The 15881-nt window shown below is 73.5% G+C and carries 15 protein-coding genes; 9 read left to right on the top strand and 6 right to left on the bottom strand.

Annotated features, from left to right (window positions below):
• Entirely contained in the window at window positions 1-957 is a 957-nt protein-coding gene (gene galE, locus ACI6PP_RS04310) for a UDP-glucose 4-epimerase GalE (protein ID WP_421109415.1), read from the bottom strand.
• 22 nt (window positions 958-979) lie between these two features.
• Window positions 980-2113, bottom strand: coding sequence for a PQQ-dependent sugar dehydrogenase (locus ACI6PP_RS04305; protein ID WP_421109413.1), 1134 nt, complete (start codon window positions 2111-2113; stop codon window positions 980-982).
• Between the two features lie 138 nt (window positions 2114-2251).
• Between ACI6PP_RS04305 and ACI6PP_RS04300 the strand changes: the two genes are divergently transcribed.
• The 4 genes from ACI6PP_RS04300 (at window position 2252) to ACI6PP_RS04285 (ending at window position 7738) form a co-directional block, all read left to right on the top strand.
• On the top strand, window positions 2252-3946 hold the full coding sequence (locus tag ACI6PP_RS04300; protein WP_421109411.1) for a sodium:solute symporter family protein: 1695 nt from the start codon (window positions 2252-2254) through the stop codon (window positions 3944-3946).
• Between the two features lie 16 nt (window positions 3947-3962).
• Window positions 3963-4238: a hypothetical protein gene (locus ACI6PP_RS04295; RefSeq protein WP_421109409.1), complete on the top strand. Its 276-nt coding sequence runs from the start codon at window positions 3963-3965 to the stop codon at window positions 4236-4238.
• A gap of 153 nt (window positions 4239-4391) precedes the next feature.
• Window positions 4392-6854: a leucine--tRNA ligase gene (gene leuS, locus ACI6PP_RS04290; protein ID WP_421109408.1), complete on the top strand. Its 2463-nt coding sequence runs from the start codon at window positions 4392-4394 to the stop codon at window positions 6852-6854.
• A gap of 2 nt (window positions 6855-6856) precedes the next feature.
• Window positions 6857-7738, top strand: coding sequence for a phosphotransferase family protein (locus ACI6PP_RS04285; RefSeq protein ID WP_421109406.1), 882 nt, complete (start codon window positions 6857-6859; stop codon window positions 7736-7738).
• Between the two features lie 7 nt (window positions 7739-7745).
• On the opposite strand, the gene ACI6PP_RS04280 is transcribed toward ACI6PP_RS04285, so the two are convergent.
• Together ACI6PP_RS04280 and ACI6PP_RS04275 are read right to left on the bottom strand one after the other, a co-directional pair.
• The gene (locus tag ACI6PP_RS04280) at window positions 7746-8327 is read right to left on the bottom strand and encodes a dienelactone hydrolase family protein (RefSeq protein WP_421109404.1); all 582 of its coding nucleotides are present in this window, start codon (window positions 8325-8327) and stop codon (window positions 7746-7748) included.
• A 40-nt stretch (window positions 8328-8367) separates the two neighbouring features.
• Window positions 8368-8781 carry a hypothetical protein gene (locus ACI6PP_RS04275; RefSeq protein ID WP_421109403.1) on the bottom strand — a complete coding sequence of 138 codons (414 nt, stop codon included), beginning with the start codon at window positions 8779-8781 and terminating at the stop codon, window positions 8368-8370.
• A 96-nt stretch (window positions 8782-8877) separates the two neighbouring features.
• On the opposite strand from ACI6PP_RS04275, the gene ACI6PP_RS04270 reads away from it, so the two are divergent.
• From ACI6PP_RS04270 to holA, 5 genes are all read left to right on the top strand, one after another.
• Window positions 8878-9480: a MerR family transcriptional regulator gene (locus ACI6PP_RS04270; protein ID WP_421109518.1), complete on the top strand. Its 603-nt coding sequence runs from the start codon at window positions 8878-8880 to the stop codon at window positions 9478-9480.
• A 9-nt stretch (window positions 9481-9489) separates the two neighbouring features.
• Window positions 9490-10347 carry a DegV family protein gene (locus ACI6PP_RS04265; protein ID WP_421109401.1) on the top strand — a complete coding sequence of 286 codons (858 nt, stop codon included), beginning with the start codon at window positions 9490-9492 and terminating at the stop codon, window positions 10345-10347.
• Between the two features lie 242 nt (window positions 10348-10589).
• Window positions 10590-11522 (top strand): ComEA family DNA-binding protein, encoded by a 933-nt coding sequence (locus ACI6PP_RS04260; protein ID WP_421109399.1) that lies wholly within the window; start codon window positions 10590-10592, stop codon window positions 11520-11522.
• Entirely contained in the window at window positions 11519-13810 is a 2292-nt protein-coding gene (locus tag ACI6PP_RS04255) for a ComEC/Rec2 family competence protein (protein WP_421109397.1), read from the top strand. Before ACI6PP_RS04260 ends, ACI6PP_RS04255 begins: the two co-directional genes overlap by 4 nt.
• Before the next feature lie 27 nt (window positions 13811-13837).
• Window positions 13838-14824: a DNA polymerase III subunit delta gene (gene holA, locus ACI6PP_RS04250; RefSeq protein ID WP_421109395.1), complete on the top strand. Its 987-nt coding sequence runs from the start codon at window positions 13838-13840 to the stop codon at window positions 14822-14824.
• A gap of 9 nt (window positions 14825-14833) precedes the next feature.
• Here holA and ACI6PP_RS04245 read toward each other — a convergent pair whose 3' ends face one another.
• Both ACI6PP_RS04245 and rpsT read right to left on the bottom strand, forming a co-directional pair.
• Complete coding sequence (locus ACI6PP_RS04245) at window positions 14834-15316, bottom strand: DUF5666 domain-containing protein (protein WP_421109393.1); 483 nt, start codon at window positions 15314-15316, stop codon at window positions 14834-14836.
• A gap of 171 nt (window positions 15317-15487) precedes the next feature.
• Window positions 15488-15748 (bottom strand): 30S ribosomal protein S20, encoded by a 261-nt coding sequence (rpsT, locus tag ACI6PP_RS04240; RefSeq protein WP_421109391.1) that lies wholly within the window; start codon window positions 15746-15748, stop codon window positions 15488-15490.
• Between the last annotated feature and the right edge of the window lie 133 nt (window positions 15749-15881).

Raw genomic sequence — 15881 nt, 5'->3', positions numbered from 1 at the left:
TCAGCGCGGCGCGGACTCCCAGGCGCTGCGGACCATGTCGTCGAGCGTGTGGCGCATCTGCCAGTCGAGGTCGCGCGCGGCGAGCTCGCCGCTGGCGACGATGCGGTCGGGGTCGCCCGGACGACGGGGGCCGATCTCGGGCTCGAAGTCGACGCCCGTCACCCGCGCCACCGCGGACATGATCTCGCGCACCGACACGCCGTCGCCGCTGCCGAGGTTGTAGACCGGCTCGAGCGTGCGGCCGTCGGCCAGCGCCCGTGCTGCGGCGACGTGGGACGTCGCGAGGTCGGCGACGTGGACGTAGTCGCGGACGCAGGTGCCGTCGGGGGTGGCGTAGTCGTCGCCGTTGATGCGCGGCGTGCGTCCCTGGGCCACGGCCTCGAGGACGAGCGGGAACAGGTTGTGCGGGCTGGAGTCGTACAGGTGGGGCGAGCCCGAGCCGACGACGTTGAAGTACCGCAGGCTCGTGTGCCGCAGGCCGGTGGCGCGGCCCTGGTCGGCCAGCAGCCACTCGCCGATCAGCTTGCTCTCGCCGTAGGGCGACTCCGGCGAGGTGGGGGTGGTCTCGGTGACGAGGTCGACGTCGGGCGTGCCGAAGGTGGCCGCCGAGGACGAGAAGACGATGTTCTCGACGTCGGCGGCGGCCATCGCCTCGAGCAGCCGCGCGGTTCCCGTCACGTTCTGCTCGTAGGTGTGCAGCGGACGCTGCACCGAGACGCCCGCGTACTTGAACCCCGCGAGGTGGACGACGCCCACGACGTCGTGCTCGCGCAGCACGCCCTCGACGCCCGCGGCGTCGAGCACGTCGAGCTCGTGGAACGGGACGTCGTCGGGCACGAAGTCGCGGTGACCGCTGGCGAGCGAGTCGAGCGCGACGACGGACGTGCCCGCCGCGGTGAAGGCCGCGACGACGTGGGAACCGATGTAGCCGGCAGCGCCGGTCACGAGCCAGGTCATGCGGGCGAGCCTAGCGACGAGGTCAGACGGTGATGCGAAGGATCCGGTCGTCGTCGGGCCCGGGGTCGGCGCGGCCGTCGGTGTTGCTCGTGGTCAGCCACAGCGACCCGTCGGGCGCCGGCTCGATCGTGCGCAGGCGGCCGTACTCGCCCTCGAACAGGCGCTGCGGCTCCGCGGCGTCGGTGCCGTCGACCGGCACCGCGTAGAGGCTCCGGCCCTTCAGGCCCGCCACCAGCACCGTGCTCCTGGCGATCGCGATGCCCGAGGGCGAGCAGTCGTCGGTGGCCCAGGTGGCCTTGGGGTTGACGAAGCGGTCGTCGTCGGCGCGTCCCTCGACCTCGGGCCAGCCGTAGTTCCGGCCCGCCTCGACGAGGTTCAGCTCGTCGCGGCGCTGGTTGCCGAACTCCGAGGCCCACAGGCGGCCGGCGTCGTCGAACGCCAGGCCCTGGACGTTGCGGTGCCCCCAGGAGAAGACCTCGTTGTCGAACGGGTTGCCCTCGGACGGCTCCCCGCCGGGCGTCAGGCGCAGGATCTTGCCGGCCAGCGCGTCGCGGTCCTGGGCGTCGCCCTCGGCGCCGGCGTCACCCGTGCTGACGTACAGCTGGCCGTCGGGGCCGAAGCGCAGGCGCCCGCCGTTGTGGAACGAGTTGCGCGGGATGCCGGTGATGACGTCCGTGGGGCTGCCCAGCGAGTCGCCCGACAGGCTCATGCGCACGACGCGGTTGTCGTCGGCGGCGGTGTAGTAGGCGTAGAGCTCGGACTGGTCGGGCGACAGCACGATGCCCAGGAGACCGCCCTCGCTCGTGTCGTCGGTGACGCCGTCGACCGTGCCGACGGGCGTCTTCCCGCCCTCGGGCGTCACGCGGACGATCCGGCCGGTGTCGCGCTCGGAGACGAGGGCGTCGCCCGAGGCGAGGAACGCCAGGCCCCACGGGGTGGTCATGCCGGTGGCGACGGTGCCCGCGACCTGCGGGTCGGCCGGACCGGTCGCGGTGGCGCCGACGTCGGTCGAGGGGCTCGGGGAGGTGGTCGTGGCGCGGTCGGAGGGATCGGTGCCCTGCGGGCCGTCACCGCCGCCGCTCGAGCACCCCGCGACGGCCGCGACGGCGAGCAGGGAGAACAGCTGGCGGCGGTCGAGTCGTGCGGGGCGGCTCATGGATCAAGTCTGCCGGGACGGCCCAACCGCCGCCGGTCGACGCGGGGCGCCGGTGCCCCTTACCGACCGGTACGGACCAGGTGTAACGTCCCCGTTGCTCCGCGCAACAAATGGTCACGAAGCCCGAGGAGAAACCGCATGACCCTGGCTGCGGCCGGCGACACGTTCCAGCTGAACGCGAACGTCTTCGACTACGTCATCATCGCCCTGTACTTCGTGTTCGTGGTCGGCATCGGCCTGGTCGCACGCCGTCAGGTGTCGTCGAGCATCGACTTCTTCCTGTCGGGCCGCTCGCTGCCGGCATGGGTGACGGGCCTGGCGTTCATCTCGGCCAACCTCGGCGCCGTCGAGATCATGGGCATGTCGGCCAACGGCGCCCAGTACGGCATGGCGACCATGCACTACTTCTGGATCGGCGCCGTCCCGGCGATGCTGTTCCTCGGCGTCGTGATGATGCCCTTCTACTACGGCTCGGGCGTGCGCTCGGTGCCGGAGTTCATGCGCCGCCGGTTCGGCACCGGCGCGCACCTCGTCAACGCGCTGAGCTTCGCGATCGCCCAGCTGCTGATCGCCGGCATCAACCTGTACCTGCTCGCGTCCATCGTGAACCGGCTGCTCGGCTGGCCGCTGTGGGTGTCGCTGGTGGTCGCCGCGGCGATCGTGCTCAGCTACACCGCGCTGGGCGGGCTTTCGGCCGCGATCTACAACGAGGTGCTGCAGTTCTTCGTCATCGTCGCGGCCCTGACGCCGCTGACGATCATCGCCCTGCACAAGGTGGGCGGCTGGAACGGCATCACCGAGCGGGTCCAGCCCGGACCCGAGCAGCTGTCGGCCTGGCCCGCCACCGACCTCACCGGCATCGACAACCCGCTGCTGTCGGTGATCGGCCTGATCTTCGGCCTGGGGTTCGTGCTCAGCTTCGGCTACTGGACGACCAACTTCGTCGAGGTGCAGCGCGCGATGGCCTCGGACTCGATGTCGGCGGCGCGCCGCTCGCCGATCATCGGCGCCTTCCCCAAGATGTTCATCCCGTTCATCGTCGTCATCCCCGGCATCATCGCCGCGATCGTCATCCCCGAGATGCAGGGGCTGAAGGCGGGCGACGACACCGGCGTGACCTACAACGACGCGATCCTGCTGCTGATGCGCGACCTGCTGCCCAACGGCATGCTCGGCGTCGCGATCGCGGGCCTGCTCGCCTCGTTCATGGCCGGCATGGCGGCCAACATCTCGGCGTTCAACACCGTCTTCAGCTACGACCTGTGGCAGCAGTACGTCGTCAAGGACAAGCCCGACGCGTACTACACGCTGGTCGGACGCCTCGCGACCGTCGCGGCGACGATCATCGCCATCGGCACCGCGATCTTCGCCTCCGGCTACAGCAACCTGATGGACTACCTGCAGACGCTGTTCGGCTTCTTCAACGCGCCCCTGTTCGCCACCTTCATCCTCGGCATGTTCTGGAAGCGGATGACGGCCACGGCCGGCTGGGTCGGGCTCGTCTCCGGCACGGCGGCCGCCGTCCTCGTGGCGGTGCTCGCCGAGGGGACGCTGGGTCCGCTGAGCACGGGCGCGATCTCGCTGAGCGGGCAGGGCGCGAGCTTCGTCGCCGCGGCCGCCGCGTTCGTCGTCGACATCGTGGTGAGCGTCGTGGTCAGCCTCGTGACGCGGCCCAGGGTGGAGTCGGAGCTGAACGGGCTGGTGTACTCGTTGACGCCGAAGGAGTCGCTGCAGGACCCCGACGCGCACCTGCTGCCCTGGTACCAGTCGCCGACCAAGCTGGCCGGCGTCGGACTGGTCATCATCATCGTCCTCAACATCGTCTTCCGCTGAGCCGAGGAGCCCGCACATGCCCGACGAGAAGAAGAAGACAGCCGGCGCGTTCGACATCCGCTCGATCATCGGCGCGCTGCTCGGCACCTACGGCGTCATCCTGGTGCTGCTCGGCCTGTTCAACGCCACCGACGCCGAGCTCGCCCGCGGCGACGGGCTCAACATCAACCTGTGGGGCGGCCTCGGCATGGTCGTCGTCGCGGCGCTCTTCATCACCTGGGCGCGCCTGCGTCCGGTGGTCGTGCCCGACGACTTCGAGGCCGAGGAGCAGGCGAAGCGCCGGGGGGAGTGAGGCGGCGGTGCGCTAGCATCGCCCCATGCGCACCCTGCTCCTTCCTCAGCCGCACTGATCTCCACGACAGTGCGGCCGCCCCTCTGACCGAGGGGCTTTTTTGTGCCCGGGACAGGACAGGACGGTGCAGACCGTGCAGATCAAGGGAGATCAGTGAACGCCGACCAGCAGGCCACGTACGACGTCGTCGAGGTGCAGGACCGGTGGCGCCGGGTCTGGGACGACCTGCGTCCCTACGACGCCGACGACGCCGACCAGACGCGTGAGCGCCGCTACGCCCTGACGATGTTCCCGTACCCGTCGGGCGACCTGCACATGGGCCACGGCGAGGTGTTCGCGCTGCACGACGTGCTCGCGCGCTACTGGCGCCTGCGCGGCTACAACGTGCTGAACCCCATCGGCTGGGACTCCTTCGGCCTGCCCGCCGAGAACGCCGCGATCAAGCGCGACGAGAACCCGGCGACGTACACCTACGCCAACATCGAGACCCAGGCCGAGTCGATCCGGCGCTACGGCCTGAGCTTCGACTGGACGCGTCGCCTGCACACGTCCGACCCGGAGTACTACCGCTGGACGCAGTGGCTGTTCCTGCGCTTCCACGAGCGCGGCCTGGCCTACCGCAAGTCGTCACCGGTGAACTGGTGCCCCAAGGACCAGACCGTGCTGGCCAACGAGCAGGTCGTGCAGGGCCTGTGCGAGCGCTGCGGGTCGGTGGTCACCAAGCGCGACCTGACCCAGTGGTACTTCAAGATCACCGACTACGCCCAGCGCCTGCTCGACGACATGGAGGGCCTGGACTGGCCCGACCGCGTCATCGCGATGCAGCGCAACTGGATCGGTCGCTCCGAGGGCGCGCACGTCCGCTTCGAGATCGAGGGCCACGAGCCGATCTCGGTCTTCACCACCCGTCCCGACACCCTGTACGGAGCGACGTTCTTCGTCGTCGCGCCCGACGCCAGGCTGGCCACCGAGCTGTGCGCGCCCGAGCAGCGCGAGGCGTTCGAGGCCTACCTGGAGCAGACGCGCCGCGCCACCGACATCGAGCGGCAGGCCACCGACCGTCCCAAGTCGGGCGTGTTCCTGGGCGTGCACGCCATCAACCCTTTGACCGGCGAGAAGATGCCGGTCTGGGCGGCGGACTACGTCCTGGCCGACTACGGCACCGGCGCCGTCATGGCCGTGCCCGCGCACGACCAGCGCGACCTCGACTTCGCCCGCGCCTTCGACCTGCCGGTGCGGACCGTCATCGACGTGCCCGGCGAGGACGACCCCGCCACGAGCGGCGTCGCGACCGCGGGCGACGGCGCGTACGTCGACTCGCCCATCCTGGACGGCGTCTCGACCAAGGCCGAGGGCATCGCCCGGGTCGTCGACCACCTGGCCGCCGAGGGCTCGGGGGAGCGCACCGTCAACTTCCGGCTGCGCGACTGGCTGCTGAGCCGGCAGCGCTACTGGGGCTGCCCGATCCCGATCGTGCACTGCGAGTCGTGCGGCGAGGTGGCCGTCCCCGACGACCAGCTGCCCGTCCGCCTGCCCGACCTGCGCGGCGCCGACCTGGCGCCCAAGGGCACCTCGCCGCTGGCCGCGGCCACCGACTGGGTCGAGACCACCTGCCCGTCCTGCGGGGGACCGGCGCGCCGCGACACCGACACGATGGACACCTTCGTCGACTCGTCCTGGTACTACCTGCGCTACTGCTCGCCGGACTACACCGACGGCCCGTTCGACCCCGAGGCCGTGCGCCGGTGGATGCCGGCCGCCCAGTACGTCGGCGGCGTCGAGCACGCGATCCTGCACCTGCTGTACAGCCGCTTCTTCACCAAGGTGCTGCACGACCTCGGCATGGTGGACTTCGAGGAGCCCTTCACCGCCCTGATGAACCAGGGCCAGGTGATCAACGAGGGCAAGGCGATGAGCAAGTCGCTGGGCAACGGTGTCGACCTCGGCCAGCAGATCGACGAGTTCGGCGTCGACGCGGTGCGCCTGACGATCGTGTTCGCGGGCCCGCCCGAGGACGACATCGACTGGGCCGACGTGTCGCCGGCGGGGTCGCTGCGGTTCCTGCAGCGCGCGTGGCGCCTGTCGCAGGACGTCGCGAGCGAGGTGGGCGCCGACCCCTCGAGCGGTGACGTCGCGCTGCGCCGCGTCACGCACCGCACCGTGCACGACGCCGTGGGCCTGCTCGACTCGCACCGCTTCAACGTCGTCGTGGCGCGCGTGATGGAGCTGGTGAACGCCACGCGCAAGGCGATCGACACCGGCGCCGGGCCGTCCGACCCCGCCGTCCGCGAGGCCACCGAGACCGTCGCGGTGCTGCTGAGCCTGTTCGCGCCGTTCGTGGCCGAGGAGATGTGGGCCGCGCTGGGCCAGGAGCCGTCGGTGTCGCAGGTGGCGTGGCCGCAGGTGGACGACACGCTGCTCGTCGACGACACCGTCACCTGCGTGGTGCAGGTCAAGGGCAAGGTGCGCGCCAAGCTGGAGGTCGCACCCGACGTCGACGACGCCGAGCTGGAGCGACTCGCCCTGGCCGACGAGAACGTGCAGCGGTTCGTGGACGGCCAGCCCGTGCGCAAGGTCATCGTCCGCGCGCCCAAGCTGGTCAACATCGTCGTCTGAGCATGCTGTCGCCGGCCGCGCGGGCGTTCGTCGAGGAGGCCACCGGGAGCCCCGTGGCCTCCGTCGACCCGCTCGTCGGCGGGTGGACGTCCACGATGCTCGCGATCGCGTGCCAGGACGGCACCGACGTGGTGCTGCGGCAGATGACCCGCGAGCCGTGGCGCACCCATGCGTCGGCGCTGCTGGCGCGTGAGTCGTGGGTGCAGGGAGTGCTGGCGACGACGTCCGTGCCGGCGCCGGCGAGCCTGGCGCTCGACGCCGACGGCCTCCGCACCGGCGTCCCGTCGCACCTGATGACCCGGCTGCCGGGTGCGCTGGAGCTGCGACGCGACGACGCCGACCTCGTGGACCGCCTGGCCCGGCTCCTCGCCGACGTCCACGCGGTCGTGCCGCCGGAGCGTCCGCGCGCCTACCAGTCGTGGGCGGGCGAGCAGAAGCAGGTGGTGCCGACGTGGGCGGGACGTCCCGATGCCTGGCGTTCGGCGTTCGCGGTGCTCGAGGACGAGCCGCCTGCCGCCCCCGGGGTGTTCCTGCACCGCGACCTCCACCTCGGCAACGTGCTCTGGCAGGGCGGCGAGGTGAGCGGCGTCGTGGACTGGGTGGAGACGTCCTGGGGCCCGGCCGACCTGGACGTGGCGCACGCCCGCACCTACCTGGCAATGCTCCACGGCCCGGACGTCGCGGACGCCCTCGCGCGAGCCTACGACCTGCTGCGCGCCGACGGTGGCGCGCACGGTCGTCGGTACTGGGACGTGATGGACGTCGTCGGCCACCTGCCCGACCCGTCGAAGGTCACCGCGCCGTGGCGCGACTCCGGCGTCGGGGTACCGGACGAGATCTCGGCCGCGCGACTCGAGGAGCACCTCGTGCGGGTGCTGGGCTGAGCGCGGCTCAGACGCGGCGCGCGCAGAAGTCGAGGACCCGCTCGAAGAGCAGCTCGGCGGCCTCGGGGTCGTGCTCGTCCGGGAGGGTCTCGTCGGTGAACAGGTGCCCGGCACCGGGGTAGTCGAAGACCTCGAGCTCGGCGCCGGCGGCGCGCACGGACGTCGCGACGGAGTCGGCCCACGCCTGCTGGCGGAACGGGTCGTCGACGGCGTAGTGGATCTGCGCCGGCACGCCGGACGGCCACGCCTCGGCGCCGAGCAGCTCGAGCGGCAGGGTGCCCGAGAGCATCACGACGCCGGCGACGGCCCGGTGGAGCGCGACGTGCTCGGCCATGCCGCCGCCGTTGGAGAAGCCGATGGCGACGAACCCGTCGTCGAGGTCGGCGACGGCGTCGAGCGCGACCTGCATGAGGGCGGGGAACCCGACACTGCCGGCGTGCGCGGACGCGACCTCGTAGTCGTCGAACACCCGCCCGTCGTACTGGTCGACCACGAGCACCTCGTGACCGGCGTCGCGCAGCCGGCTGGCTGCGTCGAGGACCCCGGTGCGGACGCCGAGGACGGAGTGGAAGAGCGCGACCTGGACCATGTCCACACCGTAGGGGCCGCCACCGACAGGGGCCAGGCTCCTAGGCGGCCACCCCGGCACCGATCAGGCCGACCGCCGAGACCACGAGCCCGACCGCCAGGACGACGCCGCCCGCCGGCAGGAGGAGCCGCAGACGGTTGGGTGCCTGCGGGTCGCGGCCGATGACCGAGAGGAAGAACCCGGCCGGCATCACGATCGCCGCCGACAGCACGAGCGTCGGTCCGAGATCGCGCCACGGCGAGGCGACGTCGGCGACGTTCACCAGGAGCAGGACGACCAGGCCCAGCGTGACGAACATGCCGGCATGGGCGTGGCCGGCACGGAAGAAGGTGCGCTGCAGCTCGTTGACCCGCGTGCCGCCGGTGGCGATGCGCAGCAGGAGGACGCCGCCGGACTCGATGGCCACGACGGTGAGCAGGACGATGCCGGCGGAGAGGCTGTCACTCGGGGTCATGTCGGCTCCTCGGTGGTTTGGACAGTGAAGGTATCCATATTGGACAGTGATACTCTCCAATCGTCAAGAGGACGTCGGAAGGAGTCGCTCGTGCGGATGTCCGAGCTGGTCGAGCGCTCGGGCGTGCCCCGCGCGACCGTCAAGTTCTACCTGCGCGAGGGCCTGCTGCCCGCGGGCGTGGCGAGCGGGCCCACCCAGGCGACCTACGACGAGACGCACCTGCACCGCCTGCGCCTGGTCCGGGTGCTCGTGCAGGTCGCGGGGCTGTCGCTCGCCCAGGTGCGTCGGGTGGTCGACGCCGTCGAGGACACCGACGCCGACCGGTACGAGGCGCTCGGCCGGGCGCTCGGGGCCCTGCCGCCGCACGGTGCGCCGGACGACCCCGGGCTGCCGCGGGCGCGGGCGGCGCTGGAGTCGCTCGGCCAGGTCTTCGACCCCGCCTACCCCGCGACCGCCCAGCTCGAGCGCGCGCTCGCGGGGCTGGAGGAGGCCGGGATCCCGCTCGACGGCGACCGCCTGCGATCCTACGCCGCGCACGTCAGGGGTCTGGCCGAGGACGAGGTGGCGGCGGTCGAGGACGCGGCAGGGGAGCCGTCGGTCGAGGCGGCGGTGCTCGGCACCGTGCTGCACGAGCCGCTGATCCTCGCGCTGCGCCGCCTGGCGCACCAGGACGTCACCCACGGCAGAGGCATGGCCTAGCCTGCGCCCATGGCGTCCCGCACGGCGATCGTGACCGACTCGACCTCGTCGCTGCCGGCGTCGGTGGCCGCGCGTCGTGACGTCGTCGTCGTGCCGCTGCAGGTGGTGATCGGACGCGAGGTCCGCACCGAGGACGTCGACGTCGACGCCGACGAGATCGCCGCAGCCCTCCGCGCGGGCACGCCCGTCAACACCTCGCGGGCGACTCCCGAGGCGTTCTCGCGGCTCTACGCGTCGCTGGCCGACGAGGGGTTCGCCGCGATCGTCTCGGTGCACCTGAGCGCCGAGGTGTCGGGGACGTTCGACTCCGCCGTGCTCGCCGCCCGCGACGCGCGGGTGCCGGTGCACGCCGTCGACAGCCGCCAGGTCGGCATGGGCACGGCGTTCGCGACCCTCACCGCGGCCGACGTCCGCGACGCGGGCGGCACGGCCGAGGAGATGGCCGCGGCGGCCGGCGCGCGTGGACGTGCGTCGTCGGCGTTCCTCTACGTCGACACCCTCGAGCACCTGCGTCGCGGCGGCAGGATCGGCGCGGCCGCCGCCCTGGTCGGCTCGGCGCTCGCGGTCAAGCCGCTGCTCGGGCTCCGCGACGGAGCGATCGTGCCGCTGGAGAAGGTGCGCACCGCGCAGCGGGCGCTGGCGCGCCTGGAGGACCTCGCCGTCGAGGCCGCCACGGCCTGCGAGCACGAGGTGGACCTCGCCGTCCAGCACCTGGCCGACCGTCGCCGCGCCGCGGAGGTCGCCGACCACCTCGCCGAGCGCCTCGGCCTGGACGAGGTCGCCGTCAGCGAGGTCGGCGCCGTCATCGGCGCCCACGTCGGCCCCGGCATGCTCGCCGTCACCGTGTCGGGCCGCCCCGCCCCCTGACCGCGCTGCGGTTTCCCAGGTATACCTGGGAAACCGTCCCCGCACCCGGAGGTCTTCCCGGGTGCCGGGACAGATCTCCGTGCCGAGTGGGACGGGTGGTGCAGGCGGGACGCCGCGCCCGCCGTGCCTCGGTCGGTGGTTCGGCCCGCTCCGCGTCCACCGGCGGTCGGCCGCGGCGGGGTTGTCCACAGATCCGTCGACGGTGGGTGCGGAGGGGCGACGGACCGACCTAGCGTCGCGGCGTGGACCTCTCCCGACGCCGCCACCCCGACCCGCCGAGCGACCTCGCCCGCCGGCGGCTCGAGGCGCTCGGTGCGCAGCTGGGTCTGCCGGACGAGGGGCCGGGAGAGGACCGCCCGCCGCCGGACGCGCCCCGGACGTCGGTGCTCCCGCCCGTCGACGCGCGGGGGCCGGTGCTGGTCGGCCGGCACCGTCACGTCGACCCGCCTGGTGCGTCCCTCGCGCCGCGCGACCGCCTCCACCTGGCGCGGCAGGCGTTGGTCGGCGACCGTCCGGTCCGGGTGCAGCACGTGGTGGTGGCCCTCGTCGTGGTGCTGCTCGCGCTCGGGTTGACCGCCTGGTGGGTGGACGCGTCCCGCCCGGGCGAGGTGCGGCCCGTCGGCGCGTCCACCGGGGCACCGGACGACGCCGACGCCGCGGACGTCCTCGGATCGGCCCCCACCGACGCACCCGCACCCGATCCGGCGTCGACGGGCGCGACCGCGTCGGGCCAGGTGGTCGTCGACGTCACCGGCAAGGTCCGCAGGCCCGGCATCGTCACGCTGCCCGCCGGCTCCCGCGTCGCCGACGCCCTCGAGGCCGCCGGGGGAGCGCCCGGAGGCACCGACCTGAGCTCGGTCAACCTGGCTCGGGTGCTGGCGGACGGCGAGCAGGTCGTCGTCGGCCTCCCCGCGGTGGCCGCGGCCCCTGCGCCCTCGGGGTCGCCCACCGACGGCACGGCCGGATCTGGCGCGGCCCCGGCGGGCAAGGTCAACCTCAACACCGCCACGCTCGAGCAGCTCGACACGCTGCCCGGCGTGGGGCCCGTGACCGCGCAGGCGATCCTCGACCACCGAGCGAGCATCGGACGCTTCACCAGCGTCGACGAGCTGCTCGAGGTGCGCGGCATCGGCGACGCCAGGATGGCCGACCTGCGCGACCTCGTGGGCGTGTGAGCGCGGCGGTCCGACCGGCACCCCCGCCCGTCCGCCGCGTCGTCCGTCCCGACCACCGGATGGTGGTGCCCGCCGTCGCGTGCTGGATGGCTGCCCTCACGGTGGTGTCGCTGCCGCCTCGGACGAGCGTCGCCTCCGCGGTCGTGCTCGTCCTGCTCGCGACCCGCCTGGTGAGCCGAGGTCACCGGGTGGCCGCGATGGCGGTCGTCGTGGGCGCCGGCGTGCTGCTGGTGGGTGCGGCACGGGTCGCGACCATCGGCGCCGGGCCGGTCGTCGACGCGGCCGAGCAGCGGGCCGTCGCGACGGTGCGGCTCCAGGTGACCTCCGACCCGCGGGACGTGCGCTCACCCCACGGCGAGCTCGTCGTGCTCGAGGCGAGCGTGCGTCGCATCGCGACCCGCGGCTCGGTCGTCGACGTCCGCGCGCCCGTCGTCGTCTGGGCCGACGAGCACTGGCGCGGTCTCGAGGTCGGCGCGCAGGTGGACGCACGCGTGCGCGTCGGCCCGTCCGACGACAGCGCGGCGTCGGCCGACCTCGACGCCACGGGCCGCCCGACGCCCGTGGCCGACCCGGCCTGGTGGTGGGACGGCGCGCAGCACCTGCGCGACGGGGTGACCGCCTCGGTGCAGGGACGCGGTGCGGACGTCTCCGGCCTCGTCCCGGCGCTGGTCCACGGTGACGACTCCGGGCTCCCCGACGACCTCGCCGACGACTTCCGCACCAGCGGCCTGACCCACCTGCTCGCCGTGTCGGGGACCAACCTGACGCTCGTCGTCGGCTTCCTGCTGGTCGTCGCGCGGTGGTGCCGGCTGCCGCCGCGGCTGCAGGTGATGGTGGGCCTGCTCGGCACGGTGGGGTTCGTGCTGCTCGCGCGCCCGGAGCCGAGCGTCGTCCGTGCCGCGGCGATGGGCCTGGTCGCGCTGGCCGGGCTCGGCTCCGGCGGACGTCGCCGCGGCATGCGCGCCCTGGCGTGGGCCGTGGTGCTGCTGCTCCTGGTCGACCCCTGGTTGGCCCGGACGGCCGGGTTCGTGCTGTCGGTCAGCGCCACCGCGGGCATCCTCGTGCTCGCGCCGCCCTGGCGCGACGCGCTCTCGCGATGGATGCCGCGGTTCGCGGCCGAGGCGCTGGCGGTGCCCATGGCGGCACAGCTGGCCTGCACGCCCGTCGTCGCGGCCGTCTCCGGCCAGGTGTCCGTCGTCGCGGTCGCGGCCAACCTCCTCGCCGCACCCGCCGTGGGGCCGGCCACGGTGCTCGGTCTCCTCGGCGGGCTCGTCGACCTCGTGTCGTCCCCGGCCGGCCGCCTGGTCGGCCTGCTGACGAGCCTGCCCGCCGGGTGGATCTGCCAGGTCGGGCGCCGCTGCGCCGCCCTGCCGGGGGCCTCGGTGGAGTCGGGCGACGGCGCCGCGGTGCTCGTGGCCCTGACGCTCGGCTGCGTGCTGGTCGCGGTCTGCGCGCGGCCGCTGCTCCGCCGCCGCTGGCTCGTCGTGCTCCTCGTCGGCGCCGTGACGGTGGTGCTGCTGCGCCCGGTGTCGGTCGGCTGGCCACCGGACGGGTGGGTCATGGTGGCCTGCGACGTCGGCCAGGGCGACGCGACGGTGCTCGACGCCGGCGGCGGCACCGCCGTGGTCGTCGACGCCGGGCCCGAACCGCGTGACGTCGACCGCTGCCTGGACCGTCTCGGCGTCGAGCAGGTGGCGGCCGTGCTGCTGACGCACGGGCACGCCGACCACGTCGACGGTCTCGACGGGGTGGCGCGCGGCCGTCCGGTCGGGGTCGTGGGCGTCGGCCCCTCGGGCGGTCCCGCGCTGCCGGGCGTGCCGAGCCGACGCGTCGCGGACGGGTCCCGCGGCGCGGTGGGCGACGTCAGCTGGGAGGTGCTCGGCCCGTCGTCGACCACGCCGGTCAGCGCCGCGGGGGAGGGCGGCGCCGCCAACGACGCGAGCCTGGTGCTGCTGGTCCGCGTGCGTGGCGTGCGGATCCTGCTCACCGGCGACATCGAGCCCGCCGCGCAGGCCACCCTGCTGCGCGAGCACCCCGCGTCGGCGTTCCGGGCCGACGTGCTCAAGGTGCCGCACCACGGCAGCTCCCGCCAGGACCGCCGGTTCTTCGAGGCCACCGGCGCGCGGCTCGCCACGGTGAGCGCCGGCGAGGACAACACCTACGGGCACCCGGCCCCGAAGACCCTGCGGCTCCTGCACCGGCTGGGCATGACCGACCTGCGCACCGACCTCCACGGCGACGTCGCGGTGGTGCTCGACGACGGGGAGGTGCGCGGCGTCGTCGGCTGACGGTGGGGCGTGGCACGATGTGCCGCGATGGCCACTCGATCGGTGTTCGGACGCGTCCTGCTGGTGACCGGCGGGCAGGAGTTCCTGTCCGAGCGGGCGGTCAAGGCCGCCATCGACGGCATCGCCGCCGAGGCGGCCCAGGCCGACGTCGCCGAGGTCGTGGCGTCGTCGATGACGCCGGGCGAGCTCACCGCCCTGACGAGCCCCTCGCTGTTCTCCGACACCAGCGGCGTCGTCGTGCGCGAGCTCGAGGACCTCCCGGCCGCGAGCCACGACGAGCTGCTCGAGTTCGCCGGCAACCCCTCGCCCGACGTCGCGTGCGTGCTGTCGCACGGCGGCGGCAACAAGGGCAAGGGGCTGCTCGACAAGCTGCGCAAGTGCGCCGCCGTCACCGAGGTCAGGACCGGCGGCCCGAAGCCGTGGGAGCTCACCGGGTGGGTGGTCGCCGAGGTCCGGCAGCTGGGCGGCTCCATCACCGAGGAGGCGGCCGGGCACCTGGTCTCCGCCGTCGGGCAGGACCTGCGCGCCCTCGCCGGTGCCGCCGACCAGCTCGTGGCGGCCGCCACCGACGTCGACGGCAAGCGCGGCCGGCTGGGCATCGAGCTGGTCCGGCAGTACTTCGGCGGCCGGGCCGAGGTCAAGGGCTTCGACATCGCCGACCTCGCCGTCGAGGGCAAGCGGGCCGAGGCCCTCGAGCAGCTGCGGTGGGCGATCTCCAACAACGTCGCGTCGGTGCTCGTCACCAGCGCGTTCGCCTCGGGTCTGCGCTCCCTCGCCCGGTACGGGGCCGCACGCGACCGCGGGCTCCGCGAGGCCGACCTCGCCCGAGAGGTCGGCACCCCGCCGTTCCGGCTCAAGGTGCTCGGCCGTCAGCTGCGCGGCTGGGACGCCGACGGCCTCGCCGCCGCGATCACCGCCGTCGCCCACGCCGACCTCGCCGTCAAGGGCGGCGCAGGCGACCCCGACCACGCGCTCGAGCAGATGGTGCTCACCGTGATCGACTGCCGCGGCTGACCGCGCGACCTAGCTCGACGAGCCCTGGCCCGGGGGCGTGCCACCGCCCATGGCGCCGGTGCCCTCGCTGATGCTCGTGGCGGTCACCGAGCCGTCCGACTCCTCGCCCTGCACCTGGACGGTGTCGCCCGCGGCCAGGTCGGACACGGTGCCCTCGGTCGAGGTGGTGACGGTGGTGTCGGAGTCGGTGGTCACCGTGACCGTGCTGCCGTCGGTGGTCTCGAGCGTGACCGTGTCGCCGTCGACGGCGGTGATGGTGCCCGACGTCATGGAGCCCGATCCACCGGGGCCGCCGCCCGACCCGCCCGGGCCGCCCTGCCCGGCCTGCGCGCTGGTGCTCGCCGCGGCGCTGCCGGTGGCGCCGTTGACGACGTAGCCGCCGACGAACCCGCCCAGCAGCAGGACCGCGGCGGCTGCGGCCGCCCCGATCCGGGTGCGTCCAGGGTGCTGCGGGGTGCCGGAGGGGGTGGTGGTGTCGGGCTGCTCGTTCATCGTCTCTCCTGGGTGCGTCGAGGTGGTCTGGGAGAGACTCTGGCGGGCCGGCCGGTGCGTCGGCTGGGGCACGGCTGTGGGGTCGGTGTGAGCGTCAGGACATGACGACGGCACCGCCCCCGGGGGAGCGGTGCCGTGGTGCGCGGGCGTCGACGCAGCGACGCCGACGGGTCAGAGCGAGGCGGCCTTCTTGGCGATGGCCGACTTCTTGTTGGCCGCCTGGTTCTTGTGGATCACGCCGGACGAGGCGGCCTGGTCGAGCTTGCGACGGGCCTCGCGGCCGTGCTTCTCGGCGTCCTCGGCGTTGCCGGCAGCGACGGCCTCGTCGAAACGACGCGCGGCGGTCTTGAGCGCCGAGCGGACCGACTTGTTGCGCTCGCGCGCGAGCTCGCTCTGTCGGTTGCGCTTGATCTGCGACTTGATGTTCGCCACGGGTGCAGGCCTCGTCGTTCTCGATCTAGTACGGGTGGGTCGCCTCCACCGGAGGCGCGACCGCTCACACTACCAAGGACGCCCGCCGGGCCCCAAATCGTCCCACCCGCCGAGGTCCCGTCATCCATCCGTC

This window comes from Solicola agrisoli (assembly GCF_049059935.1).
In the GTDB taxonomy this organism is placed as follows: domain Bacteria; phylum Actinomycetota; class Actinomycetes; order Propionibacteriales; family Nocardioidaceae; genus JAURVT01.
This window is presented reverse-complemented; position numbering and strand designations above follow the sequence as displayed.

What these genes read in the sequence shown, in the direction of transcription:
- ACI6PP_RS04265 (WP_421109401.1), top strand. Translation starts at nt 9,490, where the DNA reads ATGGCGTCCCGCACGGCGATCGTGACCGACTCGACCTCGTCGCTGCCG.
- ACI6PP_RS04300 (WP_421109411.1), top strand. Translation starts at nt 2,252, where the DNA reads ATGACCCTGGCTGCGGCCGGCGACACGTTCCAGCTGAACGCGAACGTC.
- galE (WP_421109415.1), bottom strand. Translation starts at nt 957, where the DNA reads ATGACCTGGCTCGTGACCGGCGCTGCCGGCTACATCGGTTCCCACGTC.
- ACI6PP_RS04270 (WP_421109518.1), top strand. Translation starts at nt 8,878, where the DNA reads ATGTCCGAGCTGGTCGAGCGCTCGGGCGTGCCCCGCGCGACCGTCAAG.
- ACI6PP_RS04275 (WP_421109403.1), bottom strand. Translation starts at nt 8,781, where the DNA reads ATGACCCCGAGTGACAGCCTCTCCGCCGGCATCGTCCTGCTCACCGTC.
- ACI6PP_RS04280 (WP_421109404.1), bottom strand. Translation starts at nt 8,327, where the DNA reads ATGGTCCAGGTCGCGCTCTTCCACTCCGTCCTCGGCGTCCGCACCGGG.
- ACI6PP_RS04295 (WP_421109409.1), top strand. Translation starts at nt 3,963, where the DNA reads ATGCCCGACGAGAAGAAGAAGACAGCCGGCGCGTTCGACATCCGCTCG.
- ACI6PP_RS04285 (WP_421109406.1), top strand. Translation starts at nt 6,857, where the DNA reads ATGCTGTCGCCGGCCGCGCGGGCGTTCGTCGAGGAGGCCACCGGGAGC.
- holA (WP_421109395.1), top strand. Translation starts at nt 13,838, where the DNA reads ATGGCCACTCGATCGGTGTTCGGACGCGTCCTGCTGGTGACCGGCGGG.
- ACI6PP_RS04245 (WP_421109393.1), bottom strand. Translation starts at nt 15,316, where the DNA reads ATGAACGAGCAGCCCGACACCACCACCCCCTCCGGCACCCCGCAGCAC.
- ACI6PP_RS04305 (WP_421109413.1), bottom strand. Translation starts at nt 2,113, where the DNA reads ATGAGCCGCCCCGCACGACTCGACCGCCGCCAGCTGTTCTCCCTGCTC.